The sequence below is a fragment of the Rhizobium sp. N731 genome (genome assembly GCF_001664145.1).
Taxonomy (GTDB): Bacteria; Pseudomonadota; Alphaproteobacteria; order Rhizobiales; family Rhizobiaceae; genus Rhizobium; species Rhizobium esperanzae.
Genome location: NZ_CP013601.1, coordinates 3,076,407 through 3,102,916, shown reverse-complemented (window position 1 = coordinate 3,102,916; position 26,510 = coordinate 3,076,407). Strand labels below are relative to the sequence as shown.

Below are 26,510 nucleotides of genomic sequence, written 5' to 3'. Positions count from 1 at the left end.
GCTCAAGTCTCCCTGATTGATATCGCCGATATCTGACGGCCGTAGTCCGGCTCGTTGCGATGTGTCGTCCTGCGATAGGAAAAGAAGCGCTCGTTATCCGGATAGGTGCAGATCCCGAGGCTTTCGGCCTGCACGCCAGCCCGCGTCAGCCTGTCGATGGTCAGTGCCGGCAGGTCGAACATGGCCCGGCCCGGCGTTGCGGACGGCTTGAAAAAGCGTTCGTAGTCAGGATTTTCGGCGACGAAGCGATCGACGAATTCCGGCCCGACCTCGTAACTCGCCTGACTGATCGAGGGGCCGAGGCAGGCCAGCATGCTGGCACGGTCTGCCCCCAGGGCTTCCATGGCCGCAATGGTGTTTTCGAGAACACCGGTCAGCGCGCCCTTCCAGCCGGCATGGGCGGCGCCGATGACGCGATTTTCGGGGTCGGCAAAGAGGACCGGACCGCAATCGGCGGCCAGCACGCCAAGGGCAATGCCGGGAACTGCCGTCACCATTGCGTCCGCGTCGGGGCGGGCGCCGTCGTAATCGGCGCCAATCGTCACGACGTCGGGCGAATGCACCTGATGGACAGTTGCCAGCCGCTCGAGCGGCAGATCGAACCAGGCGGCGACGCGGCGGCGGTTTTCCACGACGTTCCCGCGTTCGTCGTTGGAGCCGAGGCCGACATTGAGACCGCGATAGATCCCTTCGGAGACGCCGCCCGCCCGGGTGAAATAACCGTGGCGGATGGCGGCGCCCGTCGCTTCGTTCAGCAGCGCGCTTTGGATCGGTGCGGGAGAGGCCGCGTCCTGCATCTGTAATTCCGGGTTTTTCGAGGGGTTTGTTTTGTCCCGAGCGCAGCGCATCGCGGCGCGCTTCAAGTTCCTGTTTCGCGCGGATGTTGGCTCAGCCGCGTGCGCCCTGTCAATCCACCGGACGAAAGGGCATGAGATCGACGGCAGGATGGGAGACCGCCATGACCTTGAAGAGTTCGCCCATCCGACCCTCACCGGCGCCGGCAAGCCTGTCGACCGCCGACTGGATGACCTGCTGGGTCTGCGGTTCGCGGTCACGCCCGAGAGCGGCGGCGCGTTCGAGAATGCCGAGGCCGGTCAGAAAGTCGCCCTGGTGCAGGGCGCCGTTCAGATGGAGGCCTGATGTCAGCGCCGTCTCGGCGAGCTGCTGGAAATCGACATGGCTCGTCAGGTCGGCTTCGCCGGGATGGGCGAGCGGCGGGTCGAATTCATGCATGCGCACCGCCTGCAGCGTATCGCCGAAGCCGGTGACGAGATGCCCGTAGTCGATGACCAACGCCGTGCCGCCGAAGGCGCGCAGCCGCTCGCAGATCGCCATCATCACGGCCTGGCGGGCGGGCGAGATCTCGAAGAGCGTGCCGAGCGGCAGGTTCTGCACCGGCTCCGGCAGTAGGGCAGGATCGAGGCCCGCGACACCTGCGGCGAAGGTCAACTCACCATCGGCGTCAAGCCCGACCATGCGCTCGCGGAAGCCCGTTTGCGTGCGCACGAACTGCCGGATCGGAATCGCGTCAAACAATTCGTTGGCGGCAATCAGCGTGAAGCCGGGCGGGACCTCATCGAAGCCGTCGTGCCACGCGATCCGCTCGCCATAAGCTGCGAGTGTCTGGCTCTGGACGTCGCGCAGGCGCTCGCTGGTTTCGACGAGATGCAGGCTCATCGTGTCAAAGAGCGGCGGGGCGATGCGGGCGATGACACGCAGCATATCCGCCATCATCGTGCCGCGGCCGGGGCCGATCTCGACCAGGCGCACATCTGCCGGCGTGCCGTGGCGCTGCCAGGCATGGACGAGGAAGACGCCGATCATCTCGCCGAAGATCTGGCTGACTTCGGGCGCGGTGACAAAATCACCCGAACGGCCGAACGGTTCGCGGGTGCGGTAATAGCCGTGCTCGGGATCGGCGAGGCAGAGCGAGAAATAGTCGGTGACGCTGATCGGGCCGTTGGCCTGTATAATCGCCTTGATCTTTTCGCCTAGAGCGGTGGTCATGTCGCGCGTCCTGCCGGTTTAGAGCTGCGGCGCAGCCTGGCGGCGGGCCCGCAGGATCGCCCAGAGGCCGAGCAGGATCATCGGAGAGGAGAGGATCATGCCCATGGTCAGCCAATTGGTGCCGAGGAGGTAACCGAGCTGGGCGTCCGGCTCGCGGAAGAACTCGACGAAGATGCGCGACAGTGCATAACCGCAGACGAAGACGCCCGTGATGAATCCAGGGCTTTTCAGCGCACGCATGCCGTAGACGAGGGCGGCAAGCACCAGGAGCAGAACGATGCCCTCGAGGCCGGCCTCGTAGAGCTGGCTCGGATGGCGGGCGAAGGGACCGCCGGTCGGGAAAACCACGGCCCAGGGGACGTCGGTCAGCCGGCCCCAGAGCTCGCCGTTGATGAAATTGGCGATGCGGCCGAAGAACAGACCGAAGGGAACGACGGCGGCGACGATATCGAACAGACTCCAGATCGGAATGGCATTGCGGCGGGCAAAGATGATCATGGCAATCGTCGTGCCGGTCAGGCCGCCGTGGAAAGACATGCCGCCGTTCCAGATTTCGACTGCGCGAATGGGATCGCGCAGGACAGCGGAGAGGTCATAGAAGAAGATATAGCCGAGGCGGCCGCCGAGCACGACCCCGAGGGCGGCCCAGACGATGAAATCGTCGAGCTGCGTCTTCGTCATCGGCGATGTATTGCCCGGCCAGAGACTGTCGTTGGCGGCGAGGCGGCGCGCATAGGCCCAGCCGAGCAGGATGCCGGCGACGTATGCCAGGCCGTACCAGTGAATCGCCAACGGACCGATCGAAAAAGCGATCGGATCGATGTCCGGGAAAGGCATGATGGCAAGGAGATTGGCTGCTGTCGGCAAGGTTTTCCCATCCGTTGAGGTCGGCGGAACATGCCGCCGCGATCCCGGACGGTCAAGTGCATTGTTCGCGATCGCTCCTCTGCTGCCCGCTTCAGGATAAGGCTATCCCGTGCAAAGCGCTTGCATCGCGGGTAGCGAAGCCCTACCTCAATCTTCGAGGCCCTGAAGGGCTGAATTCACCTTATACGAAGGGAGAAAAACGCCATGACGACCGGAACGAACCGCATCATGGACGAGTTCGCCAAGCTGATGACCGACGCGGCAGGTGCCGCCCAGGGTGTCCGCAAGGAGATCGAGACGGCTTTCAACGCCCAGGCCGAGCGTTGGTTAAACAGCATGGACGTCGTCAAGCGCGAGGAATTCGAGGCCGTGCGCGAGATGGCGATCAAGGCGCGTGATGAAAACGAGGCGCTGGCCGCCCGTATCGCGGCGTTGGAGGCCAAGCTCGCCGGCGAGGCACACTAAATCCCCATAGGGCACAGATGCGGCGTTGCCGTCATGCCACACGCCGCATCTGTCACAAAAAATTCCAGGTGAGTTTTCCACCTGTGGACACTGCCAAAAAAGCCAATACGCAGAGTCGTTTAATCTCCCTTCTGAATTGAGTTTCGAAGAGCTTTCCACAGCAGGTCTGCCCTATTTTCCCTTCTGGGGGCTGGCAGGTGGCAAGGGTCATTATACACTGATTTTAAATGATGATTCGAAGCGACTTGGTAAGCTCCGGGCAGGTTATCTGCGTTAAGTCTGGCAGCGGTTCAACGATCATCCGATGGTGGTTTCCGGTTTTGCGTGTGTCTTTCTTGTGTTCGTATCCCAAGCTAAGCCGCATTCGTTCCGGTCAAGAAGGTGCTGCATGAACCTGATGGAATTCGAAGTCGAGCGTCAGTCGAACCCGGTCGATATGATCGAGTACGTGGCCTCCAACAACGATTGGTCGTTCGAGCGATCCGGCGAGGACGAGATCGCGATGACGGTCGAGGGGCGCTGGGCGGACTATCATGTTTCCTTTTCCTGGATGGAGGAATTCGAGGCGCTGCATCTTGGTTGCGCTTTCGATATCAAAGTCCCCGACATCAGGGTCAACGAGGTGGTCAAGCTGCTCTCGGCGATCAACGGGCAGGTGCTGATGGGTCATTTCGACCTCTGGCGTCAGGAAGATGTCGTCATCTTCAGGCAGTCGCTGCTGCTTGCAGGCGGCGCGGAGCCGACCAATCGCCAGGTGGAGGTGCTGCTTTCCAGCGCGCTCGACACATGCGAAGCATATTTCCAGGCATTCCAGTTCGTTGTCTGGTCCGGCATGGACGCGGCGAAGGCGATGGAAGCCGTGCTGTTCGAAACGGTGGGCGAGGCATAAGATGCCGGCAAAGGCTTTCTCCTCGGCAAATCCCGTCGTGCTGATCGGCGCCGGAAACATGGGCGGAGCCATGCTCTCCGGCTGGCTGAAGAGCGGCGTTCCGGGTTCGGCCGTCATCGTTGTGGATCCCGGCCCCTCATCTGCGATGCTGGCGACGATCAAGGAAGCCGGTGCGACGCATCTGACTGCGGTCCCTGCGGAATTGAAGGCGAGCGTCTTGTTCCTCGCGGTCAAGCCGCAGGTGATGGAGACGGTGTTGCCGGCGGTGAAGAGCGCCGTCGGACCGGCGACGGTCGTCGTCTCGGTCGCAGCCGGCAAGACGCTCGGTTTTCTCGAAAGACATCTCGGCAAAGCCGCCATGGTGCGAGCCATGCCGAACACGCCGGCTATGGTCGGCCGCGGTGTGACCGGGGCCTTTGCCAATTCAGCAGTCAGCGATCCGCAGCGCAAACGCGTCCATGCCCTTCTCAGCGTCTCCGGCCCGGTCGAATGGGTGCCTGCGGAGGCCGATATCGATGCCGTGACGGCGCTTTCCGGTAGTGGCCCGGCTTATGTATTCTATCTCGTCGAATGTATGGCGGAGGCAGGTCGAAAGCTCGGCCTGCAGGCGGACCTCGCCATGCGTCTTGCGCGGGAAACGGTCGCGGGGGCTGGTGAACTCTTGCACCAGTCCCCCGACGATGCTTCGCGGCTGCGGCAGAATGTAACGTCTCCCGGCGGCACGACGGCGGCGGCGCTCGCCGTGCTGATGGCGGAGAACGGCATGCAGCCCCTGTTCGACGCAGCCCTTGCGGCGGCGCGCAAGCGGGCCGAAGAACTGGCCGGCTGAGGAAGAACCACGTGGCGGAAGAGATCAGCTACGCCGATTTTGAGCGTGTCGACATCCGTGTCGGTACGATCATTGAAGTGAGCCCTTTTCCGGAGGCGCGCAAGCCGGCTTTCAAGCTGCTTATCGATTTTGGCCCTGAGATCGGTATCAAGAAATCCTCGGCGCAGATCACCGTGCATTATAGGCCGGAAACCCTGATCGGCCGGCAGGTGCTCGGCGTCGTCAATTTCCCGCCGCGGCAGATCGGTCCGTTCCGTTCGGAAGTGCTGACGCTGGGATTCGAGGACGAGAACGGCGCGATCGTGCTTGCCGCGGTCGAACAGCCGGTGCCGAACGGCAGGAAGATGATGTGAGCCTGAGCTCACATCATCTTGCCGGGTGCCTGAGGTGTCTGCATCGGATGCTCAACGAGGCTTGATTTCCTGCAGAAACGGGTTGCTTCGCCGTTCGTCGCCAATGCGGCTGCCGGGCCCGTGGCCGCAGATGAAGCCGACGTCGTCGCCAAGCGGCAGGACCTTGTCGCGGATCGAATCCAACAGCTGCTGATGATTGCCGCCCGGCAGATCGGTGCGGCCGATCGAGTCGTTGAAGAGCACGTCGCCGAGATGGGCGAAATTCTGCGCGCGGTTGAAATAGATCACGTGGCCGGGGGCATGGCCGGGCGTGTGATAGACCTCGAATTCGTGGGCGCCGAAGGAGACCTTGTCGCCGTTCTTCAGCCAGCGGTCCGGCAGAACATTGCGCAATCCTGATATGCCGTATTTCGCCGCCTGGGCTTCGATGCGCTGCAGCAGCGGCAGGTCGTCCTGATGCGGGCCGACTATGTCGACGCCGAGGGCTTCCTTTAACTCTTTGGCGCCGCCGGCATGGTCGAGATGACCGTGCGTCAGCCAGATTTCCTTGATGGTCAGGCCGCTTTTCTCAATCGCCTGAAGGATGAGCGGCACGTCGCCGCCCGGATCGACGACGACGCCTTCCTGGGTATCGGGATCGAAGAAGACCGTGCAGTTCTGCTGAAAGGGTGTCACCGGAATGATGCCGGCCTGGAGCATGCCCATAAGTGCCTCGCTTGGGTGTCTCGGGTGCTGAGGGTATAGTCCGAAACGGCGGCGAGGACAGCCGAAATCTTCTGCTTTTGACGCGTGTTTCACGGCAGCAAGACCGACTGCAACACAAGTTTATAGGTCTCTTCCGCCGTTCGGTGCATCGAGGAAATCCAATTTTATTTGGTTTTTCAATCGCTTGTTGAGGCGTATCTGCAGGGGGCGTTTTGCCGGGGCGGGGCGTGTCGGAACATCGTGGAACGCCGCGCGTTGTCCGGCCATCGAAACCAAGGAGACGCTCACATGACCTTGAAGAGAAACATCCTGTTGGTTGGAGCCGTGCTCCTGGCGAGCGGCGGTCTGGCGCAGGCGGAGATGGTGGCGACCACGGTCAACGATCTCAACGTCCGCGCAGGTCCGGGCCCGCAATATCCGGCAGTCGGGCTTGCCACCCGCGGTTCGACCGCGGTGCTCGACGGCTGCATCGAAGGCAGCCGCTGGTGCCGCGTCGACGTCAACGGCATGCGCGGCTGGGTCTATGCCGATTATCTGCAGATGGATTACGGCGGCAGCCAGGTGATCGTCGAGCAGCATCGCGCCGAGATCGGCGTTCCCGTCGTGACCTACGAGTCGACCGCCAGCGTTGTCCCGGCCGACCCGCAACCGGCGCCGGGCGATGAATTGATCGGTCCGGTCGGAGCCGTGGAAACGATCACTCCGCCGGAGACGGTGCGGACCTATATCGAGACAAATCCGACCGAGACGGTGCGGCTTGGCGGCGATGTGGTCGTCGGCGCGGAAGTGCCTGCCGACGTGACTTTCCAGACGATTCCGGATTATGAATATCGCTACACAAGGATCAACGACCGACCCGTTCTGGTCGATCCAGGGACGCGCCGGATCGTCTACGTCTATCAGTAAGATCATCGGCAAATACGAAACGAGGCGGTTGGCAGGCCGCCTCGTCGGGCAATTTCCCCCTTCCGCCTTAATCCCGCATGGGTTGATTTTTCTTAACGCTTTCCTTTCTTTATATGATAAAATACTAATATGCCGAGGGTTCGGCATAGATCGGCGATCGGGGAGATCGCCAGAGGAGAAAATCATGGAAGCGTTACTTCCGCTCGTCATCCAATTAATTGCCGGTGCCATCGGCGGCAACGCCGCGAGTGCCGCTTTGAAGCAGCACGCGATGAACGTCGTTGCTCGCACGATTGCGGGCGCGATCGGCGGTGTGGCCGGCGGCATGCTGCTCGGCATGGTCGGTGGGGAAGCGGCTATGGCCGGCCTGATCGCCGACGGCATCGGTGGCCTGATCGGCGGCGGCATTCTGTCGACGCTCGCCGGACTGGTCATGGCGCGGGCACATAGATAATACCCCGACGCGCTTTCGCGCGCCGGACCAATTGTATGAGAATGTTATCCGGCGGCGACCGCCGCCGGATGGACTTCCTTCATATAGGCGTTCATCAAGGTTTCGAAGATCGTCGCCGGCGTAAATCGATACGGGCCGATTTCAGAGGCCGGCGTTACTTCCGCGGCCGAACCGGTGAGGAAACACTCGCTGAAATCAGGCAGTTGCTGCGGCAGGATCGCGCGCTCGATCACCTCGATGCCAAGCCATCCCAAACCTCCTCCGGCGCTTCACGCTCCATGGCTGTTGATTGTTGTCCCCATTACGTTTTATCCACAGACGCTAGGGGAATTACTTATTGCGTCGGAGGTTCCGGGCGGACCTTGGTTTCCAAAGAAACGCCAGGGAAATTGGAAGCCGGGCGGGCTCTCACGAAAGTTCGGCAAAGCTAACAGCCGTTTTATGTCACCAATGCTGATTGCGGAAATTTCCCGCAACAGGCGGGACGAGAAAGGAAATGCCGAGTGTCACGACAGACCGGTCCGAAAGCAGGCAAGCCGGAGCCGTTGGCCACGCCGATGGAAGATACAGGCGGTATCGATTTCGAGATCATCGAACTGTTCTTCTTCGCCTATCGCGACTTTGTTTCCGATCCTGACGCCATCCTCGAAAAGAGCGGCTTCGGCCGGGCGCATCACCGCGTCGTGCATTTCGTCAACCGCAATCCGGGCATGACGGTGGCTGATCTTCTCGACACACTGAAGATCACCAAGCAAAGTCTTGCAAGGGTGCTGAAACAGCTGATTGATTCGGGCTATATTCGCCAGGTGGCCGGTCCCGAGGATCGGCGGCAGCGCAAGCTTTATCCAACGAAGTCGGGGCGCGAGCTGGCGCTTGCCCTTGCAGAGCCGCAATCGCGCCGCATTGAGCGGGCATTCGAAGGAGCCTCTGCGCAGGTGCGGGAGGGCGTGAAGGCCTTCCTCAGAGGCATGCGGGACAGAAAGAAGGCGGATTGAATGGCGGTCAAGACAGGTATTTCCGACGATGCGGCGCATCTGCTGGTGGTCGACGATGACTCCCGCATCCGCGCGCTGCTCAATCGTTATCTCGCGGAGAACGGCTTTCGCGTCACTGTCGCGGCCGACGGCGCCGAGGCGCAGCGCAAACTTGCCGGTCTCGATTTCGATCTCATCATCATGGATGTGATGATGCCGGGCGAATCCGGCATCGACGTCACCCGCGGGCTGCGGGCCATCAAGAGCGTGCCGATCATCATGCTGACGGCGCTGGCGGAATCGGGCAACCGGATCGAAGGCCTCGAGGCCGGAGCCGACGATTATCTCTCCAAACCCTTCGATCCGCGCGAGCTGGTCCTACGCATCAACAATATCCTGCGCCGCAACGCCAACGGTGAGGGGCTGAAGATCGAACAGGTCATGTTTGGGCCCTACACTTTCTCCTTGACCCGCAAGGAGCTTAAGAAAGCCAGCGAGGTGATCCGGCTTACCGATCGCGAGCAGGAAATCATGCTGCTCTTTGCTCGCCGCGCCGGTGACACCATCCCCCGCCACGAGCTGATCGGCAATGACACCGAGGTCGGCGAGCGGACGATCGACGTGCAGATCAACCGGCTCAGGCGCAAGATCGAGGAGGATCCGGCCAACCCCGTCTGGCTGCAGACGGTGCGCGGCATCGGATACAGGCTGAGCATCGACTAGATTTAAGAAGTGGAGCATGATGCCGATGACGTTCACACTTTCCCGCATCGTGCTCTGAACGGCCGGGACCGACGATGGTGACAATGGACAGTTTGCGGCGGGAAGACCGCGCTCCGGCGGCGGGCTGGCGCTGGATCGTCCGCTGGCTGCGGCGCCGATTGCCCACCGGACTCTACGCGCGCTCGCTGCTGATCATCATCATCCCGATGGTGCTGCTGCAATCCGTCGTCGCCGCCGTCTTCATGGAGCGTCACTGGCAAATGGTGACCGAGCGGCTGTCGCTCGCCGTCACCCGCGACATCGCCGCGATCATCGAGATCGTCGAGACCTATCCGCAGAATTCGGACTATAACGAGATCATCCGCATCGCGCGCGATCAGCTCAACCTGCAGATTTCGATCGAGCCGGACGGCGATCTGCCGCCGCCGCGCGTCAAGCCGTTCTTCTCGATCCTTGACGGCATTCTCAGCGATGAGATCACCGATGAGATTCACCGGCCTTTCTGGATCGACACGGTCGGCAACTCGAATCTCGTCGAAATCCGCATCAAGCTCGAGAATAAGATCCTGCGGGTGCTGGCCAAACGCAGTCAGACCTATGCCTCCAACACCCATATCTTCATCGTCTGGATGGTCGGCACGTCGCTGGTGCTGATCGGCATTTCGATCCTCTTCCTGCGCGGGCAGATCCGGCCGATTCTGATGCTGGCGCGGGCTGCCGAAAGCTTCGGCAAAGGGCAGAAGCCCGACAATTTCTATCCGCGCGGCGCCGACGAAGTCAGGCGCGCCGGCCTTGCCTTCATTCTGATGCGTGAACGCATCGAGCGGCAGATCGAGCAGCGCACGGCGATGCTTTCCGGCGTCAGCCACGATCTGCGCACCATTCTCACCCGCTTCAAGCTGCAACTGGCACTCGCCGGCGACAATCCCGACCTGCATGGCCTGAACGACGACGTCAATGATATGCAGACGATGCTGGAGGCCTACATGGCCTTCGCCCGCGGCGAGGTCGAAGAGGATGTCGGCGAGCTGAAGCTCAGCGAAATCTTCGCCAAGCTGGAATCCGATTTCGTCCTGCATCGTAAACAGTTCAGCTATTCGATCGAAGGCGACGACGACATTTCCGTCAGGCCGAATGCGTTCACGCGTCTCGTCACCAACCTTGCCTCGAACGCGCGCCGTTATGCCAACAGGCTCGACATCGAGGCCAAGCACAATGCCAAGTGGCTGACTGTTATCTTCGACGATGACGGGCCGGGCATTCCGGAAAAGAATCGCGAGGATGTGTTCAAGCCGTTCTTCCGGCTGGATGCGGCCCGCAACCTGGATGCATCAGGCACCGGCCTCGGTCTGGCGATCGCCCGCGACATTGCCCGCAGCCATGGGGGCAACGTCACGCTCGGCGACAGCCCGCTCGGGGGCTTGAGGGCAACGATCCGCATTCCGGCTTAAACTAAAAACAAAAGCGCCGCTGAGGAGCGGCGCTTCGTATCAGGGATCGTCGAGCGATCAGCCGGCGGTGCAGAAGTGGCTGCGGCCATCATTGCCGATATAGGTGCCGCTGCGCGGATCGAAGGAGCGGTAGCGGTAAGAGCAGTAGCGCTCCCATTGCGGCGACCAGGGCTCCACGGCCGTGCGGACGGGCGCATAATATCGCGGCTGCTCGACATAGCGCGGCTCTTCAACGTAGACGCGGCGCGGGGCGCGGTAGACAGGAGCGGGTTCATAGTAATCCGGCTCGTAGGGCGGGTCGATGTAGCGAGGTTCATCGTAAACAGGGCCGTTATTGGCGTTGGCGATAGCCGAGCCGACGATCAGACCCGTCGCAAGCCCGACGGCGCCACCAACCAGCGCGTCATTGCGGCGCCAATGGCGGTCTCGGGCCGATGCTTCGCCGATGGCGGAGAGGGTGAGTGCGGCAGCCGTTGCCGTCAGCAAAAGAGTTTTGGCGAGCCTGTTCATAAGCGTGATACCCTAATTCCGGGAACCGAATGTCGGTTCCTTTCTCGATGACAACATTCCTACAAATCCGCAGCTGAACGAAGGCTGAACGACAAAACCCGGCATTGCTGCCGGGCTTCAACTCGAATTCGACAGCCTTGTTAAGGGCTCAGCCGGCAATCTGCAGATTGACGGCCTTGGGGCCCTTGCCGCGGCGATCCGGCTCCGTGTCGAAGCTTACCTTCTGGTTTTCCGTCAAACCGGCCAGCCCGGAGGCCTGTACGGCAGAAATGTGAACGAAGATATCGGCGCCGCCCCGGTCCGGCTTGATGAAGCCGAAGCCTTTGTCGGTATTGAAGAATTTTACAGTGCCAGTCTCGGCCATGCGTCAGGTCCTTTTCTCTCTGCCCGCCATCCACACGGGCAGCATCATAGCATTGCCTCCTTGCGAGAGGCGTTGGCAGGCAAGTCTTGAAATGTGAGAAAAAGGTCCCCTCTACCTCGGCCTGCTCCAAGCAGAACTTTCGCCTGCCTTATTTGGAACCGGCTGACCGGAATATTAGCGTTCCCGGCGCGCAAATACTTAAGGACTTCCCATGCTCGCAAAATGCCCGAACGCGCCGAGAGTGCTGCGTTTAAGGGATTTTGGCAAGCAAAAGTTTTTTAACGTGTCCTTGCGGGCACACTGCTACCGACATCTGGTTTGCGCAAAAACGCAAAATTTCCGCCGCGAATGGGAGATGATTAACGATTTATATCGTCTGCAATGTAAGTTTCGGGCAGATTTTGCCAAAAATGCAACGTAAACGGGCTTTGCGGGTTCCTTAAAATTTTTTTCCAATCTGGCATCCACCCATATTTGGACGCGTGTTCAGGCGGCCGGCAAGCGACGGCGAGCAAAGCCGGGGACGATCTCGACTACAAGCATAGCGATAAACATTAGCGCACAACCTGTATATCCCGCGGCCGGCATCGACTCATCGAGAATCAGCGCTGCGAGCGATGCGCCGAAGAGCGCTTCGGATGATAGGAAGATCGCCGCCTGCGACGGCGTCGTATAGCGCTGGGCGATCACCTGCAGCACGAAGGCCAGACCGGACGAGAAGATGCCGACATAAAGGATCTCGGGTCCTGCGGACCAAATCGCCGAAAGGCTGATCGGTTCGACCGCTGCGGCAATGGCCAGCGCGCAGACCGTGGTGACGGCAAATTGCGTGGCCGCCAGCGCGAGCGGCCTTCCACTCTCGGAGACGGTCGTGCCGGCAAGGGTGATCTGGATCGCCCAGAAGACGGCGCAGACCACAGTCAGGAGATCGCCTGAGGTGAGCGCCGAAAGATGACCGCCGGACAGGAGATAGATGCCGGCGAGCGCCATCAGCGCGCCCGGCCAGATGATCCAATGCGGGGCACGGCGCAGGAAGAACACGGCAATGAGCGGCACGAAGACGACATAGAGGCCGGTGATGAAGCTGGAATTCGTCACCGTCGTCGTCTGCAGGCCGACCTGCTGGGTGGCGGCGCCGCTGAAAAGGGCAAGGCCCGTGAGGACGTAAAGCCTGGCATGACGCGCGCTGGTCTTCACCTCTGCCTTACGCGCTTCCAGAAGAACGAAAGGCAAGACGGCCAATGTGGCGACGGCAAAACGCAAGGCGATGAACCAGAAGGGGCCGATCGCCTTCATCGCCGTCGATTGCGCGACGAACCCGCCGCCCCAGATGGCGGCTGCAAGCAACAGGAGGAGGTTCGCCTGAATACGCGTCATGTCGTCCTCGAGGGGGAAGGGAGATCTGTCGGAGCGGTTAGCAGTTGCGCTTCCTCAAGGCAAGGGCGAAGACTTTGACGGGTCGATCTATTCCCTTAACCGCAAAGCAGATCACGTGACTGTGGAGCGAAGGATCGCAACCGTAGTAATGCCGGCCGATTGCTGATCTTGTACATGATCAAGCCGGCATCATCGGCAGGTAACGGGAGCGCGTATTTTATGGGTGGAAAATATTTGAAGTTCGTTGTGCTGTGCGGGCTTTTGGCGCTTGCCACAGAACCAGCGGATGCCCGCGATGCGGTAAAAAGCGGAACAGTAGAGCGCAGTGGTTCGAAGTTCAGCTATCTCGTTACCGCTTTAGGTCCGAACAGCCGCAGAATTGAAGTCACTCATAACGGGAAGAAATACACGGGCCCGCTGGCCGAAATGTCTTTTCGTGACCGGCATTTGCAGGTTTTCGAGATGGTGGCGATTTTGATCAAGGACAGCTGCCGGAACGGTGTTTCCTCGCTCGGAAATATTTGGTTGAGCAAGGATCCGGAGCAAGACAAGGATCCCGACGCCAGGCATCCTCAGTACTTCATCTGGGAATATAGCTGTAAGTAGACGCTTGAGCCTGGCGAGACCTCAACCGTTGTTGGCCTGAGCGCGCGAGACCCTGAGCAGCGCGCCGTCGTCCTCGTCCGTCACCATCAGCAACGCGCCGTCGGGCGCCACGATGACGTCGCGGATGCGGCCGTAATCGCCTTCGAACAAGCGCTCTTCGGCGACGAAGGCGCCGCTCTCGTCGCGCTGCATGCGCGAGAGCAGCTGGAATTTCAGCGCCGCGACGAGGAAGTCGCCGCCCCATTCCGGGAACATGGCGCCGCGATAGACAGCGAGCGCGCCGGGCGCGATCGAAGGATCCCAATAGTGCAGCGGCTGCTCCAGCCCTTTTTTGGCGGTGCCTTCGCCGATCTCGGCGCCCGAATAGTCACGGCCGTAGGTGATGATCGGCCAGCCATAATTCTTGCCCGCTTCGATCTGATTGATCTCGTCGCCGCCGCGTGCGCCATGCTCGACGGTGTAGAGATTGCCGTCCTTGGCATCGAAAGAGATGCCCTGCGGGTTCCGGTGGCCCTTCGACCAGATCTCCGGCAGCGCCTTGCCGCCGTCCTTGAAGGGATTGTCGGCGGGGATGCTGCCGTCGGCATTGATGTGGACGATCGAGCCGGCATCGTCCTGCCAGTCCTGCGATCGGTCGCGGTCGCCGCGGTCGCCGACGCTGATGAACAGTGTGCCGTCACGGGCGATCGCGATGCGCGCGCCATATTGGATGTTGCCCGTTGTGAAGCGCCGCATGGTGAAAATCGGCGTCACCGCCTCAAGCGTCTTTTCGTCGGCGGACAGCGTCGCGCTGAAGGCCTCGGTGCCGGAGCCCTGCCTATTGGCGATGGCGGCGGTGAAATAGAGTTTTCTGCTCGTGACAAAATCCGTGGCAAGCGCCACGTCCATAAGACCGCCCTGGCCGCGGGCATTGACTTTGGGCACGTTGCCGATCGGCTCGGAAAGTTTGCCATCGCGAATAATGCGCATGCGGCCCGGCCGCTCGGTGACGAGATATGCGCCGTCGGGCAACACTTCGACCGCCCAGGGGTGTTCGAGACCATCCGCCAGTTTTTCGACGCGAACCGCAGGGCCCTGCGTGTTGACGGTATCGGCCGCATTGGCCGATGTGGCGCCGAACAGAACCAGCGCCGCGGCGAAATGGAAGGCGGATATTCTCGTCATTTGCTTCCCCGTCGTCTCTCCATCCGGAACGTGGAGTGGGCAGGGCAGAGCTTCAAGCCTCAGTCTGTCTGTAATAACGGCTTTGTGTTTGCCGGTTGAAGGGAGCCGATCGCGTTACCATCGACTAGTTCGGCTTCGAGAATGTAGCGTAGCGGCCCGCGTTCGGTCGCATCGAAGGGCCAGCAGGTGGTCAGTACGAGGCGGCGGCCACCGGAGGAAGGGTCGATGCCGCTCGCGTCCCAGGGGGCAATGCGGCCTTCGCCAGCCTTGAAGGTCAATAGCTTGCCGTCGCGGCGGGTAACTTCGATCGTATCACCCGGCCTTATATATTGCAGCCAGCGGAAATGGGTGTCGCGATGGGCGGCGATGACGGAGGTGCCTTCGTCGCCCGGCTGCGGTGTATTGGCGAGCCAGGCCGGACCGAAGGCGAGCGCTTCGCCGGAGGCACCGGAAAGCACGATTGCCTCCTTGCCGAGGCGCGGCGCACGCACCCTGGCTTCGGTGGTGAAATCGGCCCAGGGCCAGGGTTTCGTCTCCTTGCCGCTCAGTTCGGCGGCAAAAGCACGCTTCAGCAGGACTTGCGAGATTTCCGCCTTCGCCTTCAGCAGAAAACCGTCACCGATCAGCGCCAGGCCATAGAAGGCAAGACCGGCAATGGCGAAGGCGATCGTCTTCTCGATCGGCGAAAGACGCCAGAGGAAGAAACCCTTTCTCCTTCGCGCCTTCGGCATGTCCTGGGCCGTGGCGGCGGCCATGGCGAGTTCCAGATAGGTCGGAAGTGGCTCGAATTCGGCCGCTTCCTGATTGTTGCTAGAAACCATCGCGCTTGGCTCCGGCCGAGACGAGACCCTTGAAGCGGCGGCGCCAGATAGCGAGCCCGCTCGCCGCCGCCAGCGCCAGCAGCAGCATGGTGAGCCCCCGCATGATCTGCTCGTCGGCGCGTGTCGCCGTCTGCGGCAGGTTCACGGTCGAGCTCTTCTGCGCGATCAGCGTGGCGGCTTTCGCCGTCGGCGCCGCGGCCGTCAGGTTGGCGATCTCGGGCGATGCAGCGAGATCCTGCGTTGCGGCTGCGGTCCGTTGCGGTTCGGCGCTTCCAGCCGGCGTGGCCGCGCCGTGGCGTTCTGCGCCGCCAGACGGGACAGCGTTTTCGCCGAAGACCTTTCCGAAGTCCCAACCTTCGGGCAGGTTGAGCGGCAGCTTCGCCGAGCCGAGCGGTTCGGTTGCCGGCCGCGACGGCGTGATGTCGACGGCGACCAGACTGGTGACGCGCGAGACGAGGTGGTGGGCGAGCGCCACCGTCTCTATGTCCTTGTCGAGTGCGGCGGGGTCCTGGTGCTCATAGGCGCGGGCCTCGAAATCGTCGATCTTGCGTCGCGCCCAGAGCTTGGAAATGCCGTTGCCGTCTGCGGCATTGGCGATATCCATCTCGACGCGCCAGGGCTGGTTGCCTGTCTTGCCGACGATCTGCAGCTTGCCGGTAGGCTTTTCCTGCGGCAGTTCCGCCGTTAGAACGACGGGTTCGCCGCTATAGAGGTCGGGCATCGGGTTCGGCGTGATATCCTCGGCTTCGATGCCTTCGAAGGTCGCGGCGATATCGGTCATTGCGGGGTTCTGCAGCTTGGCGAAGAGTTCGCTCATGCGGCTTGCCACCTGATCGGTCGAGCCGATCTGAGTGAAGGTGCCGCGGCCGAACTCGGCGGCTTTGGTCATGAAATAGGTGTTCGGCGCCGAGCCGATACCGACGGTGAAGACGCGGGCATCGCCGCGGTTTTCGGTGATTTCCTGGAAGAGCTGCTGTTCGTTGCCGATCGCGCCATCGGTGAGGAATACGACCTGGCGCAGCGCTCCGCTTGCGATCGGGCCTTGGTTGCGCAGCGCGTCCTCGAGCGCCGGCAGCATTTCCGTGCCGCCATCGGCGTTTAGGCTCATGATATAAGCGATGGCCTTTTCGCGGTTGTCGGGGGCGGCGGTGACGAGGCCGTTGAAATAATCGGTCATCGTATCGTCGAAACGGATGACGTTGAAGCGATCCTCGGGGTTGAGCCTGGAGATGGCAAGCGCCAGGCTCTGTCTTGCCTGTTCGATCGACTGGCCGGACATGGAGCCGGAATTGTCGATGACGAAGACCACCTCGCGTTTTGCCGGCGCTGCCGCATCCGGCGCGGTGGGCGGGGTGACGAAGGCAAGCAGATAGGTCTTACCATCGATCGCTTCGCGGAAGAGGCCGGCGCTCGGCGTCTTGCCCGGAGCGGCTTTCCAGGTGAGCTCGAAATCCTTGTCGGCAGGAACCGCGTCTCCTTTCAGGCGGATCGTTCTCGCCTGGTCGCCGTCCTGTCCGATATCGACGTCGTGGAAGGAGGATTTGACCTCACCGAGCGGGAAGCCGGCCTTGAGGTTGATGATCAGCGACATGGGGTTGATCCTGGCATTCTCGCGCGGGTCGAGCACCGGGGCTTCGATCTTCTCCCGATTTTCCACCGGGTCTCTCGGTGTTGCGAAGCCGGCGCCGTTATTGAACTCGACGGTCTGGACGATCGGGGCCGGATTATAGCGGGGCGCGACGACCATCGGGAAGCGCAGCGAGAATTCACCGCCGGACTGATGGACCGTCTGCTGATATTCGATCTGCACGACGATCTCTTCGCCGGGGCCGATATTGGCGACCTGGTTGGTGAAGATGTTGGGCCGCTGCTGTTCGAGCAGCGCCGTTTTCTTGCCCTCGGCCTTGGCCTGCTCATAGATCTCGCGGGCTTCCTGGCGCGGCTTGATCTGGCCTTCGATGAAGCGTTCGCCGATCTGCATCTTCAGCGCGTCAACGGCCGAATTGTCGGGCAGCGGGAAGACGTAGGTGCCCTCGACCCAGCCCTGGCTCGGGTTTTGGAAGCGCTGCGTTACCTTCACCCTGGCGATCGGGCCGGAGACATCGATTGCGACGTCGGTCTTCAGCCGCGGCGCTTCGACATAAAAGCCCGGTTCCTTCGACGGGAAGAGCAGCGAGCCGCTATTGACGTTGTTCGGCCGGACAAGGGCCGCGAGCTGGCCGGATGCCTGCCGCGTCTCGGCGCGGGCGGCGGAGGCAAGTCCCAGCATCGCGGTGATGCATGCGACAAAAGCGGTGACGGCGACAAGACATGAAATGGAGATCCGGCGCATGCGTATGCGCCCGATGGCGAACTCATCTTCCAGAAACATTGGCCTACCCTCAATAACCAATTTTGGATGAGGGAATGATGCAGCTTCGATCTCGGCGCGCTCGCGACCGAATTGCGGCGGCGTGCGGCATTTGTTGCGGCTTATTCGTGGCGGCGATAAAATCCGGCGATCTCTCTGATTTTAAAAGACGAAAAACATGATCGTCGTCACCGCGAAAGTACCGCGATCGAGGCCATGTCCTGTCCAAAGCCCATGGCCTCAGACTGTCGCGATGTCATGGACGGGTGATTCTGTAGACCAGCAAATCGTCCGAATCCACAAGTTTGGTTGCGGTCTTGTCCAGATAATCGATGACGCCAACGTGATGCTCGAAGAATCGCAAGTCCGCGTGGTCGGTGGCGTTCTTGGTCACGCCGAACAGATCCGCGCCGTGCGCGCGCAGTTCCTCGAGCTGCGCGATCGCAGTGGCGTCATCCGCGACGAATTTCGACCAGTCCGCATCGCCTCCTCCAGGCGGGAACACCCAGCCGCGCGCCCTGCTGTAATAGACTGCGACGGGGTCGCCGACATCTGGCGCGGTGGCGACGACGAGATCGCCCGGTTTCGCCAACCGCGCCAGTTCCTCGCCAAGGAGCTTGCCCTTCATGGCGATTGGCTTCTTCATCGTCCTGACGAGGGGAAGGGTCGACCAGGCAAGCGCCACGGCTACGATGCAGATCGCGCGAAGCGCCACAGCCGGCTTAAGAATGGCCCTCGGTGACAGCGTTGCCAGGAGAAGCGCGCCGCGGCCTGAGAACATCGCGACTGGCACATGGAAGATGTGGAAGTTCCACACATTAGCTGTGATCTCGCCCGCCGCCGCCAGATAGAGGATCGTGGCCGCTGCCAGCCAGACATAGGGAATGGCCGAAAGTCTGCGTTGCTCCGGGTCTTCAGCGGGTCTGGGCGGTATCCATAAGCCGACCGCCAGCAGCACCAAGAATGGAGAGCCGTAGAACCACCAGACCGACGTGTTCCACGCCGATTTGACGTAGAACCTGTTCTTGACGTATGCCCAGAGGCCGTCGTCCCAAATATAGCCGCTGCCGGCGATATGAAACGGCGGATAATTACGGCCGAGATAAATCGCCCAGCTGTAATAAGCGGCGACGATAGCCAAGCTCACAAGCCCCCACAGGAAGACCCGGGTTGCCTGCTTCTGCTTCTTCTCCAGAATCCAGCAAACCATCAAATAGAAGATGACGGCGCCCGCGACGAGGCCTGGCGGCTTTGACAGTGCGCCGAGCGAGACGCTCGCCGTGGCAAGCGGCAAGAGCCAGCCGCTGCCGCCGGCCCAGTATTTGACGAATAGCCAGACGCCGAGGGTCACGAGGGCCAGCATCGCGGGATCTGGAAGAAACGAGCTGTCGATCATGATCGCCGCCGGCATCAGCGCATAGGCAAGCGCCGCCGCATGGGCGTGCATGATGCCCCAGCACAGCGCTGTCAGCCTGTGCAGAGAAAACACCGTCACCAGCCCGAAGACAGCCGCAACCACGCGGCCGTACCAGTCGTGCCAGCCGAAGAGCTGGTAGAGCAGGGCAGTGATATAGCTGACAATCTGGAACTCGCGGCCCTGGTAGCCTGGTCCGGGGCCGGTCCAGCTGACCTCTGGAAAGAGGATGTTCCAGCTGCGCTGCTGGAAATTGTCGGCCATCATCGCGGTGCTTATCTCGCGCCAGCTGAAGCCGTCGACCAGCGGCAAGGTAATCTTGTGGAACCTGAAGACGACCGCAATGAACAGGATCCCCAGCAGAATCGCCGTGTCGAGGCTCAGATAGTTCAGGCGAACCGTGTCCCGGCCGGTCGACTGCTGCTGATATTGCCGACCTTCGGCCTGGTTCAATTCCGGGATGTCCGTCATCTGAAACCGTGTCCCGCCTGATGCCCGACGCAGCGCGACAGGCGGCGGCATCGGATCGAAAGGAAGATCGGGCTGAGCGGGATCTCGCCGCCGGCGCGGCCGGCTGCGGGGAGCGGCGCGTCGGTATTCCTGAGCAGCGGCTTGGAAGAGTTGCGAGGCGGCTTTGTCATGACGGAAGTTCATCAACACTGCCTCGAAAAGCAATTCGCCCAGATTGGTTAGTCACCTAATCCCGGAAGTTGCGCGGGGTGCCTCGACTGCGCGCGCGCCTCGGCGAAAAGGACGGCGGACCTACCCGCCGGTGCGGCGAAACGATCAATAAGAATCATTGCCTCCATCACGCCTTTGCCCTTGAAATGCCGTCATACATTGGACATAGAGCTAACCGCAGAACTCCGGTCCCGGCTTTCTGCCCGTTTCAACCAATAGGACCGATATCATGGCCTTCCTTGCCGATGCTCTTTCCCGTGTGAAGCCTTCAGCCACCATCGCCGTTTCCCAGAAAGCGCGTGAGCTGAAAGCGAAAGGACGCGACGTCATTGGCCTCGGCGCAGGCGAGCCGGATTTCGATACGCCCGACAACATCAAGAAGGCTGCCATCGACGCGATCAACCGCGGCGAGACGAAGTATACGCCGGTTTCCGGCATCCCCGAGCTGCGCAAGGCGATCGCCGCCAAGTTCAAGCGCGAGAACGGCCTGGAATATTCCTGGGAGCAGACGATCGTCGGCACCGGCGGCAAGCAGATCCTGTTCAACGCCTTCATGGCGACGCTGAACCCGGGCGATGAAGTCGTCATCCCAGCGCCCTACTGGGTTTCCTATCCGGAGATGGTGGCGCTCTGCGGCGGCACGCCGGTTTTCGTTTCGGCCACCCAGGAGCATAACTTCAAGCTCCAGCCTGCCGATCTCGAAAAGGCGATCACGCCGAAGACGAAGTGGTTCATTTTCAACTCGCCATCCAACCCGACGGGCGCCGCCTATACGCATGCCGAGCTGAAGGCGCTCACTGATGTGCTAATGAAGCATCCGCATGTCTGGGTGCTGACCGACGACATGTACGAGCACCTGACCTATGGCGACTTCAAATTCGTCACGCCCGTCGAAGTCGAGCCGAAGCTCTACGACCGCACGCTGACGATGAACGGCGTTTCCAAGGCCTATGCGATGACCGGCTGGCGTATTGGTTATGCCGCCGGGCCGATTCAGCTCATCAAGGCGATGGACATGATCCAGGGTCAGCAGACCTCGGGTGCGACGTCGATCGCCCAATGGGCGGCTGTCGAGGCGCTGAACGGCACGCAGGATTTCATCCCCGAGAACAAGAAGATTTTCGAAGGCCGCCGCGACCTCGTCGTCTCCATGCTGAACCAAGCCAAGGGTATCGTCTGCCCGGTGCCGGAAGGCGCCTTCTACGTTTATCCGTCCTGCGCCGGCCTGATCGGCAAGACGGCGCCGTCGGGCAAGATCATCGAGACGGACGAAGATTTCGTTTCCGAGCTTCTGGAATCGGAAGGCGTCGCCGTCGTTCACGGCTCCGCCTTCGGCCTCGGCCCAAATTTCCGGATCTCCTATGCGACATCGGAAGATCTGCTTGAGGAAGCTTGCCGCCGCATCCAGCGCTTCTGCGGCGCTTGCAAGTAGGCTTGTCGCCATCATATCGATCGAAGGCCTGTCGGTGACGGCGGGCCTTTTATTTATCCGGCGTTGATGGTGTAGCTGCATGTGGCTACATTTGAGGCTATGAAGACCGTTTCAATCCGTGATGCGAAGAACCGCCTGACCGAGCTTGCCCCGCGAGGTCGAGGCAGGTGAAATCATTGTCGTGACCCGAAACGGCCGGCCGGTATTCGACCTGGTGCCCCATCAGAAACGCGGCGGTTTGGATCTGGAGGCCGGTCAGGCCTATCTTCGTGCTCGGGGTTACCTGTCCCGTGCCGTTCATCGCGGATGATTTTGACGATCCGCTGCCGGAGGATTTCCTCCTGAGGCCTTTGCCGGAGTCATGAGACTTCTTCTTGATACTCGTATCGTTCTCGCGATCCTGAGGAAGGACGCCGGCGCGCGATTCCAGAGATCGCGTCGCTGCTCGGCGACAGCAAAACCGTGGGCTTCGTCAGCGTCGCAGGCCTTCGGGAAACGGCGATCAAGGCTCGTCTGGGAAAGTTGGATCCCGGCATGCCGCTCGAAGACATTGCCGGTGTTCTTGAGGAAACAAGGCTGATCCTGCTGGGGATCGAAATTCAGCATGTCATCACCGCTGCCGATCCCGAGCCGGAGACGCGCGATCCCTTTGATCGGCTGCTGCTGGCGCAGTGCAAGGTCGAAGGCTTGCAGCTTGCCACCGTCGACCGGCTGCTCGTCGATCATCCTCTGGCATTGCGACTATAGCTCACGTCCCGATTCAACGCGCTGCCGCACAGATTCCGCTTCGCCTCGCAAGTCGTTGAATTCCGATTCAAAACGTGACGCGGAGTGCCGGTGGGGCGGATGATCTGCGGTTGCGGGCAGCCGCCAAACCAACTAGATATCCGGCATCAAGTTCAATTTGCCGCTTCGGGGGGCCGGATTTTGCAGCAGAGTGCCGTCATCGTCTGTTCTGACGTCAACATGCTCCCGGCCGCCTGCTGCACTCTGCTTTCCGTCAAGCGCAATCTTACAAATGCTGATGTAGAGTTCCTGCTTCTCGGCATCGACCTCAAGCCGCACCAGGTCGCCGAGGTCGATAATTTTGGGCGGCTTCATGGTATGGCGATCAGGGTGCTGCCCTATAAAACGCCCGGCACCGGCCTCCAGGCGCGGGGCCGCTGGTCGGCGGCCACACTGGCGCGGCTCTACATGGATCGGGATATACCCGACCATATCGAGCGCCTGCTTTATCTCGACGCCGACGTGCTGGCGGTTGCGGCTGTCGACGAACTCTTCACCCTTGATTTTCAAGGCAAGGCGCTTGCCGCCGTCGACGACTATGTCATGGCCTTTCCCGAGAAATCAGGCGCGCGCCAGCGCAAGATCGGCATGGGCGAGGGCGGCCGCTACTTCAATGCCGGCGTATTGCTGTTTGACTGGTCGGCCTGCCGGGCGAGGGGGCTCTTCGCCAGGACCCGCGAAATCTTCGAGGAGCGGTCGCATCTGTTCGAGAATAACGACCAGGATGCGCTGAACGTCACTTTTGACCGCGACTGGCTGGTGCTCGATCCGCGCTGGAATACACAGACGGGCCTGCTGCCTTTCGTCGATCGGCCGGCCATCTTTCATTTCACCGGCCGCAAGAAACCGTGGCAGGCGAACGTTCCCTGGGTGCACCGGCGGATGGCCAATCGTTATGCCGAGGATCTTCGCAACACGCCCTGGGCGTCCTTCTGCAGGCAACCGTCGATGACGGACCGAGTGGCGGGCTTCCTCTCGCATGTGGGAAAGCAGATCGGCGGGCTGAGGCGGCTTGCCCGGATGCGCGCCTATTTCAGCAACAGCTAGTCGGGCGGACGGAGCGCGTCGTCCTTGGAAAGTGCATGTGAGGCGATATGGAAGCAATTCCCAGCGATAACAAGGCTACGACCACTCCGGATGGTGGCTTCAATTTCCTGACGCCGGAAGCGTGGAAGGCGCTGTTGTCGGGCTATTCCCATATCGTGCTGGTAGCAAACAGCGAGGCGGTCGATATCGAACGGCTGCGGAGCAAATTGCCGGAGACGGCGCTCTACGTCTTCTTCAACAAGGTCTACAAGGTGCTCGACGAACCCTTCGTCGGCCACTCCATGCTGGTTGCCCGCAGCGACGTGATGGGCGCCCATATCGTCCACCGGCGCGAGGCGGCGGATGTCTTGCGCTTCTTTGGCGGCGACGATTTCCTCGGCGTCGTTAACATCCGGGTCTCCGTCGAGGAAAATCTCAGCGAAAAGAGCTGCTTCGAAGGCGCTAAGGCCCGTCACCTTGATCTGACGCAAATGCTCGCCGATCTCTATCCGATCGGCAAGATCGCGACGAGCGGCTTTGCGGTAGCGTTGTGGCTCGCCGATTTGCAGTTGCCGGGCAAGATCCTGCTTGCCGGCTTTTCGGCGAAGCGGAGCGAGAAGTGGAAGGTGTTCGACGTTCACGATTGGACGTTCGAGCAGATCTTCCTGCGCCTCTTCGCGCGCATGGGGTCGATCTCAATGATGGGCGGCGTCGATGCCAGCCCCTATTCGGCGCTCGCCAAACGGTTTCCTGAGGTGCCGCCGATCGAGATCGCGATGACTGCGGCCGAGGTCTTGTCGGAGCGGCTCGACAATACGAACAGCCAGATCGACAGGCTGATGTCCGTCACCAAATTCATCCGCGCCGTCGACAATTTCTTTCGGCGGTTCAAACCGAAAACCCGTAAGCAGCGTTTTCTCGAAAAGTCGAAGGGATGACTGTCGCGGGCCTTTGCTAACAGGCGTGGGTGGCCAGAAAGCTGTTGCCGATACCGGCGATCAAGGTAAACAATGGAACAACAAAACGTCCGAATTTTTGTAGGATTCGATCCCAAGGAAGTGGTCGCCTACCACGTTCTCGTGCAGAGCATCATCGAGAAGTCGTCGATCCCGGTTGAGTTCTCGCCCATTGCACTTTCCAATCTTGGCGGGATTTTCACCCGCGAGCGCAACGCGCTGCAATCCACGGAGTTCTCCTTCTCGCGTTTCCTGACGCCCTATCTCAGCGGTTTCGAGGGCTGGAGCATCTTCATGGATTGCGACATGCTGATGCGTGCCGATATCGCCGAGCTTTGGGCATTGCGCGACGAGCGTTACGCCGTCATGTGCGTCAAACACGATTATCAGCCGAAGATCGACACCAAGTTCCTCGGCCAGACGCAGACCAAGTACGAAAAGAAGAACTGGTCGAGCTTCATTCTCTTCAACAACGACAAATGCCGCGCGCTGACGCCCGACTACGTCAACACGGCGACCGGCCTGCAGCTGCACCAGTTCAAGTGGCTTGAGAACGACGACCTCATCGGCGAACTGCCGGTGATATGGAATTACCTCGTCAATGAATACGACTACCGCGAAGACGCCAAGAACGTCCATTTCACCGACGGCGGGCCGTATTTCGAGGAATACAAGAACGACGATTACGCCGATGAATGGTTCGCAGCCCGCGAACGTCTGCTCTTCGCGCAACAGCCCGTCTAAACAGCCTGTTCTTTCCCTTCCTCCGCGGGGAGGGAGTCCTCAGAGCCCCAGAGCCGTCAGCATGACGAAGGTGGCGAAGAGGATGAAATGTGTCATGCCCTCGATGGCGTTTGTCTCGCCGTCGTTGAGGTTGATCGCCGCGGCAATCAAGGTGATCGTCACCATCACCGTCTGCACCGGGGTCATCGCCATGATGAAGGGCTGGCCGGTATAAAGTGCAATCGCCTCCATCACGGGCACCGTCAGGATGACGGTGGAAAGCGAGGCGCCCATGGCAATGTTGACGGTCGCCTGCATGCGGTTTCTCAGAGCCGCTCGCAAGGCGGTCAGGATTTCGGGCGCGGCCGAAATCGCCGCGACGACCACGGCGGTGACGGCGATTGGTGCGCCGCTGTCGCGCAGCCCTTCGGTCATGAAGGTCGACATAAACTCCGCCAGCAGGCCAATGACGACGACGCCGACGAGGATGGTGGCGATCGAGACGGCTGCCGGTCCGTCAGCGCCGTGTTCGTCGCGACTTTCCTTCTTCCGCTCGGAGCGCGGGTAGCTGTAGCTGAAGAAATAGCTGTGCTGGCCGACCTGCATGCGCAGGAAGAGGCCGTAGAGAGCGACCATCGCGACAATGGTGAAGGCGGAGTAATAATGCCACCGATCTCGCGGCACGAATTCCGGCACGATCATCGAAATGCCCATGGCGGTCAGGATCATCACGCCATAGGTCTTTCCCGAATTGTCGTTATAAGGCTGCTCGCCATGCTTGAGGCCGCCGAGCAGGGCGGCGAGGCCGAGAATGCCGTTGATATCGAGCATCAGGGCCGAATAGATCGTGTCGCGCACCAGCGTTGGAGAGCTTTCGCCGCTCATCATGATGGCAAGAATGATGACTTCGACGGCGAGGGCCGAAAGTGTCAGGATCATCGTGCCGTAGGGATCGCCGACTTTGACGGCGAGCAGTTCGGCATGATGGGCGACGCGGATCGAAGCGAGCACGATGGTGGCGACGAGTGCTGCGGCGGCGATGAGCGCCAGGCCTGACCCCATCTCCATGACCGTATGCTCCAGAAGATAGGCAGTCACCGAGACGACGAGTGCAATGACCAGAAACCTCTCCTCTTTAAGGCGTGACACGATGCCCAAATCTCAGCTCCCGTTGCGATTCACGCCTTTAACTAAGTCACTGATTTCGGATGGGAAGCACGCGGCGGCACTCTGCTATTTGCAGTCTTCGACGTTTAATGAAATACTGACACCATCGGGGCCGGAAAAGCAGATCGCGGCGTCCTCGAATTCTCGTCACGCGGCCGCGATGATCCGGACCCTGTCCGGAAGCATGCGCATGCGCAACAAGATGATGAGGAGACGGATGCATGATCAAGGTGGTCTACGAAGTCGTGCCGCATGACGGCGGTTGGGCCTACAGGCTGGGAGGCGTCTATTCCGAGGCATTCCCGACCCATGCCGAGGCGCTCGAAGCTGCGCGCATCGTCGCGGCCGAACAGCAGGTCGGGGGCGATTCCGCCGAGATCAGCTGGCAGGACGAAAACGGCAAATGGCATGAGGAATATGCCGAGGGCGGCGACCGGCCGGAAACCGAGGTGGTCGACGGTCTATGGCAGGAGCGATCGGCTGGAGCCTCGCAGAGCGCCGGACATTAAC

The 26,510-nt window shown here is 61.0% G+C and carries 28 protein-coding genes and 3 pseudogenes; 17 read left to right on the top strand and 14 right to left on the bottom strand.

Annotated elements, in window-relative coordinates; all coding sequences use genetic code 11:
• Window positions 1-2: 2 nt before the first annotated feature.
• The 3 genes from pgeF to lgt all read right to left on the bottom strand — a co-directional run bounded on the left by pgeF (window position 3) and on the right by lgt (window position 2,874).
• Window positions 3-797, bottom strand: a complete 795-nt coding sequence (gene pgeF / locus AMK02_RS15275) for a peptidoglycan editing factor PgeF (RefSeq protein ID WP_064804059.1) — start codon at window positions 795-797, stop codon at window positions 3-5.
• Window positions 798-906: 109 nt separating this feature from the next.
• Window positions 907-2,007 (bottom strand): class I SAM-dependent methyltransferase, encoded by a 1,101-nt coding sequence (locus tag AMK02_RS15270; protein ID WP_064804057.1) that lies wholly within the window; start codon window positions 2,005-2,007, stop codon window positions 907-909.
• Window positions 2,008-2,025: 18 nt separating this feature from the next.
• Window positions 2,026-2,874 (bottom strand): prolipoprotein diacylglyceryl transferase, encoded by an 849-nt coding sequence (gene lgt / locus AMK02_RS15265; RefSeq protein WP_064804055.1) that lies wholly within the window; start codon window positions 2,872-2,874, stop codon window positions 2,026-2,028.
• Window positions 2,875-3,078: 204 nt separating this feature from the next.
• Between lgt and AMK02_RS15260 the strand changes: the two genes are divergently transcribed.
• From AMK02_RS15260 to AMK02_RS15245, 4 genes are all read left to right on the top strand, one after another.
• Window positions 3,079-3,339: an accessory factor UbiK family protein gene (locus AMK02_RS15260; RefSeq protein ID WP_011426257.1), complete on the top strand. Its 261-nt coding sequence runs from the start codon at window positions 3,079-3,081 to the stop codon at window positions 3,337-3,339.
• A gap of 388 nt (window positions 3,340-3,727) precedes the next feature.
• A complete protein-coding gene (locus AMK02_RS15255) occupies window positions 3,728-4,228 on the top strand; it encodes a YbjN domain-containing protein (protein WP_064804053.1) in 501 nt (166 codons plus the stop codon).
• 1 nt (window position 4,229) lies between these two features.
• Window positions 4,230-5,057 carry a pyrroline-5-carboxylate reductase gene (gene proC / locus AMK02_RS15250; protein ID WP_064804051.1) on the top strand — a complete coding sequence of 276 codons (828 nt, stop codon included), beginning with the start codon at window positions 4,230-4,232 and terminating at the stop codon, window positions 5,055-5,057.
• 11 nt (window positions 5,058-5,068) lie between these two features.
• Window positions 5,069-5,410: a tRNA-binding protein gene (locus tag AMK02_RS15245; protein ID WP_064804049.1), complete on the top strand. Its 342-nt coding sequence runs from the start codon at window positions 5,069-5,071 to the stop codon at window positions 5,408-5,410.
• Window positions 5,411-5,461: 51 nt separating this feature from the next.
• Here AMK02_RS15245 and AMK02_RS15240 read toward each other — a convergent pair whose 3' ends face one another.
• Complete coding sequence (locus tag AMK02_RS15240) at window positions 5,462-6,115, bottom strand: MBL fold metallo-hydrolase (RefSeq protein WP_064804047.1); 654 nt, start codon at window positions 6,113-6,115, stop codon at window positions 5,462-5,464.
• Between the two features lie 288 nt (window positions 6,116-6,403).
• Between AMK02_RS15240 and AMK02_RS15235 the strand changes: the two genes are divergently transcribed.
• Both AMK02_RS15235 and AMK02_RS15230 read left to right on the top strand, forming a co-directional pair.
• On the top strand, window positions 6,404-7,021 hold the full coding sequence (locus AMK02_RS15235) for a DUF1236 domain-containing protein (protein WP_064804045.1): 618 nt from the start codon (window positions 6,404-6,406) through the stop codon (window positions 7,019-7,021).
• Window positions 7,022-7,205: 184 nt separating this feature from the next.
• On the top strand, window positions 7,206-7,475 hold the full coding sequence (locus tag AMK02_RS15230; protein WP_064804042.1) for a hypothetical protein: 270 nt from the start codon (window positions 7,206-7,208) through the stop codon (window positions 7,473-7,475).
• Between the two features lie 44 nt (window positions 7,476-7,519).
• On the opposite strand, the pseudogene AMK02_RS15225 reads toward AMK02_RS15230, so the two are convergent.
• Window positions 7,520-7,717: pseudogene (locus AMK02_RS15225) on the bottom strand (branched-chain amino acid aminotransferase); the annotation flags it as partial.
• A gap of 261 nt (window positions 7,718-7,978) precedes the next feature.
• Between AMK02_RS15225 and AMK02_RS15220 the strand changes: the two are divergent.
• The 3 genes from AMK02_RS15220 (at window position 7,979) to AMK02_RS15210 (ending at window position 10,623) form a co-directional block, all read left to right on the top strand.
• Entirely contained in the window at window positions 7,979-8,470 is a 492-nt protein-coding gene (locus tag AMK02_RS15220; RefSeq protein ID WP_064804038.1) for a MarR family winged helix-turn-helix transcriptional regulator, read from the top strand.
• The gene (locus AMK02_RS15215; RefSeq protein ID WP_064804036.1) at window positions 8,471-9,172 is read left to right on the top strand and encodes a response regulator; all 702 of its coding nucleotides are present in this window, start codon (window positions 8,471-8,473) and stop codon (window positions 9,170-9,172) included.
• A 74-nt stretch (window positions 9,173-9,246) separates the two neighbouring features.
• Window positions 9,247-10,623 carry an ATP-binding protein gene (locus AMK02_RS15210; RefSeq protein WP_064804034.1) on the top strand — a complete coding sequence of 459 codons (1,377 nt, stop codon included), beginning with the start codon at window positions 9,247-9,249 and terminating at the stop codon, window positions 10,621-10,623.
• 57 nt (window positions 10,624-10,680) lie between these two features.
• Here AMK02_RS15210 and AMK02_RS15205 read toward each other — a convergent pair whose 3' ends face one another.
• The 3 genes from AMK02_RS15205 to AMK02_RS15195 all read right to left on the bottom strand — a co-directional run bounded on the left by AMK02_RS15205 (window position 10,681) and on the right by AMK02_RS15195 (window position 12,874).
• Complete coding sequence (locus AMK02_RS15205; protein ID WP_011426247.1) at window positions 10,681-11,133, bottom strand: BA14K family protein; 453 nt, start codon at window positions 11,131-11,133, stop codon at window positions 10,681-10,683.
• Window positions 11,134-11,281: 148 nt separating this feature from the next.
• On the bottom strand, window positions 11,282-11,497 hold the full coding sequence (locus tag AMK02_RS15200; protein ID WP_003561293.1) for a cold-shock protein: 216 nt from the start codon (window positions 11,495-11,497) through the stop codon (window positions 11,282-11,284).
• 486 nt (window positions 11,498-11,983) lie between these two features.
• On the bottom strand, window positions 11,984-12,874 hold the full coding sequence (locus AMK02_RS15195; RefSeq protein ID WP_064804032.1) for a DMT family transporter: 891 nt from the start codon (window positions 12,872-12,874) through the stop codon (window positions 11,984-11,986).
• A gap of 174 nt (window positions 12,875-13,048) precedes the next feature.
• On the opposite strand from AMK02_RS15195, the gene AMK02_RS15190 reads away from it, so the two are divergent.
• Window positions 13,049-13,480, top strand: a complete 432-nt coding sequence (locus AMK02_RS15190; protein WP_237358314.1) for a hypothetical protein — start codon at window positions 13,049-13,051, stop codon at window positions 13,478-13,480.
• A 21-nt stretch (window positions 13,481-13,501) separates the two neighbouring features.
• On the opposite strand, the gene AMK02_RS15185 is transcribed toward AMK02_RS15190, so the two are convergent.
• The 5 genes from AMK02_RS15185 to AMK02_RS31210 form a co-directional block, all read right to left on the bottom strand.
• Window positions 13,502-14,644, bottom strand: coding sequence for a PQQ-dependent sugar dehydrogenase (locus AMK02_RS15185; RefSeq protein WP_064804030.1), 1,143 nt, complete (start codon window positions 14,642-14,644; stop codon window positions 13,502-13,504).
• A 59-nt stretch (window positions 14,645-14,703) separates the two neighbouring features.
• Window positions 14,704-15,465 (bottom strand): class GN sortase, encoded by a 762-nt coding sequence (locus AMK02_RS15180; RefSeq protein WP_064804028.1) that lies wholly within the window; start codon window positions 15,463-15,465, stop codon window positions 14,704-14,706.
• Window positions 15,455-17,836, bottom strand: coding sequence for a marine proteobacterial sortase target protein (locus AMK02_RS15175; RefSeq protein WP_064804026.1), 2,382 nt, complete (start codon window positions 17,834-17,836; stop codon window positions 15,455-15,457). Before AMK02_RS15175 ends, AMK02_RS15180 begins: the two co-directional genes overlap by 11 nt.
• 235 nt (window positions 17,837-18,071) lie before the next feature.
• Window positions 18,072-19,700, bottom strand: coding sequence for an ArnT family glycosyltransferase (locus tag AMK02_RS15170; RefSeq protein WP_064804024.1), 1,629 nt, complete (start codon window positions 19,698-19,700; stop codon window positions 18,072-18,074).
• The gene (locus tag AMK02_RS31210; protein WP_245344784.1) at window positions 19,697-19,870 is read right to left on the bottom strand and encodes a hypothetical protein; all 174 of its coding nucleotides are present in this window, start codon (window positions 19,868-19,870) and stop codon (window positions 19,697-19,699) included. The genes AMK02_RS15170 and AMK02_RS31210 overlap by 4 nt, the downstream gene beginning before the upstream one ends.
• A 269-nt stretch (window positions 19,871-20,139) precedes the next feature.
• Here AMK02_RS31210 and AMK02_RS15165 point away from each other — a divergent pair, with 269 nt between their 5' ends.
• The 6 genes and pseudogenes from AMK02_RS15165 (at window position 20,140) to AMK02_RS15140 (ending at window position 24,854) form a co-directional block, all read left to right on the top strand.
• On the top strand, window positions 20,140-21,342 hold the full coding sequence (locus AMK02_RS15165) for a pyridoxal phosphate-dependent aminotransferase (RefSeq protein WP_064804022.1): 1,203 nt from the start codon (window positions 20,140-20,142) through the stop codon (window positions 21,340-21,342).
• Window positions 21,343-21,441: 99 nt separating this feature from the next.
• A pseudogene (locus AMK02_RS32570) lies at window positions 21,442-21,707 on the top strand (type II toxin-antitoxin system Phd/YefM family antitoxin).
• Window positions 21,704-22,089: pseudogene (locus AMK02_RS15155) on the top strand (type II toxin-antitoxin system VapC family toxin). Before AMK02_RS32570 ends, AMK02_RS15155 begins: the two co-directional pseudogenes overlap by 4 nt.
• A 180-nt stretch (window positions 22,090-22,269) precedes the next feature.
• Entirely contained in the window at window positions 22,270-23,175 is a 906-nt protein-coding gene (locus AMK02_RS15150) for a glycosyltransferase family 8 protein (protein ID WP_082240316.1), read from the top strand.
• A 47-nt stretch (window positions 23,176-23,222) separates the two neighbouring features.
• Window positions 23,223-24,092 (top strand): hypothetical protein, encoded by an 870-nt coding sequence (locus tag AMK02_RS15145; protein ID WP_064804016.1) that lies wholly within the window; start codon window positions 23,223-23,225, stop codon window positions 24,090-24,092.
• Between the two features lie 72 nt (window positions 24,093-24,164).
• The gene (locus tag AMK02_RS15140) at window positions 24,165-24,854 is read left to right on the top strand and encodes a hypothetical protein (protein WP_064804014.1); all 690 of its coding nucleotides are present in this window, start codon (window positions 24,165-24,167) and stop codon (window positions 24,852-24,854) included.
• Window positions 24,855-24,893: 39 nt separating this feature from the next.
• Here AMK02_RS15140 and AMK02_RS15135 read toward each other — a convergent pair whose 3' ends face one another.
• Window positions 24,894-25,991 (bottom strand): calcium:proton antiporter, encoded by a 1,098-nt coding sequence (locus tag AMK02_RS15135; RefSeq protein WP_064804012.1) that lies wholly within the window; start codon window positions 25,989-25,991, stop codon window positions 24,894-24,896.
• Between the two features lie 230 nt (window positions 25,992-26,221).
• Here AMK02_RS15135 and AMK02_RS15130 point away from each other — a divergent pair, with 230 nt between their 5' ends.
• The gene (locus AMK02_RS15130; RefSeq protein ID WP_064804010.1) at window positions 26,222-26,509 is read left to right on the top strand and encodes a DUF2188 domain-containing protein; all 288 of its coding nucleotides are present in this window, start codon (window positions 26,222-26,224) and stop codon (window positions 26,507-26,509) included.
• Window position 26,510: the final 1 nt, after the last annotated feature.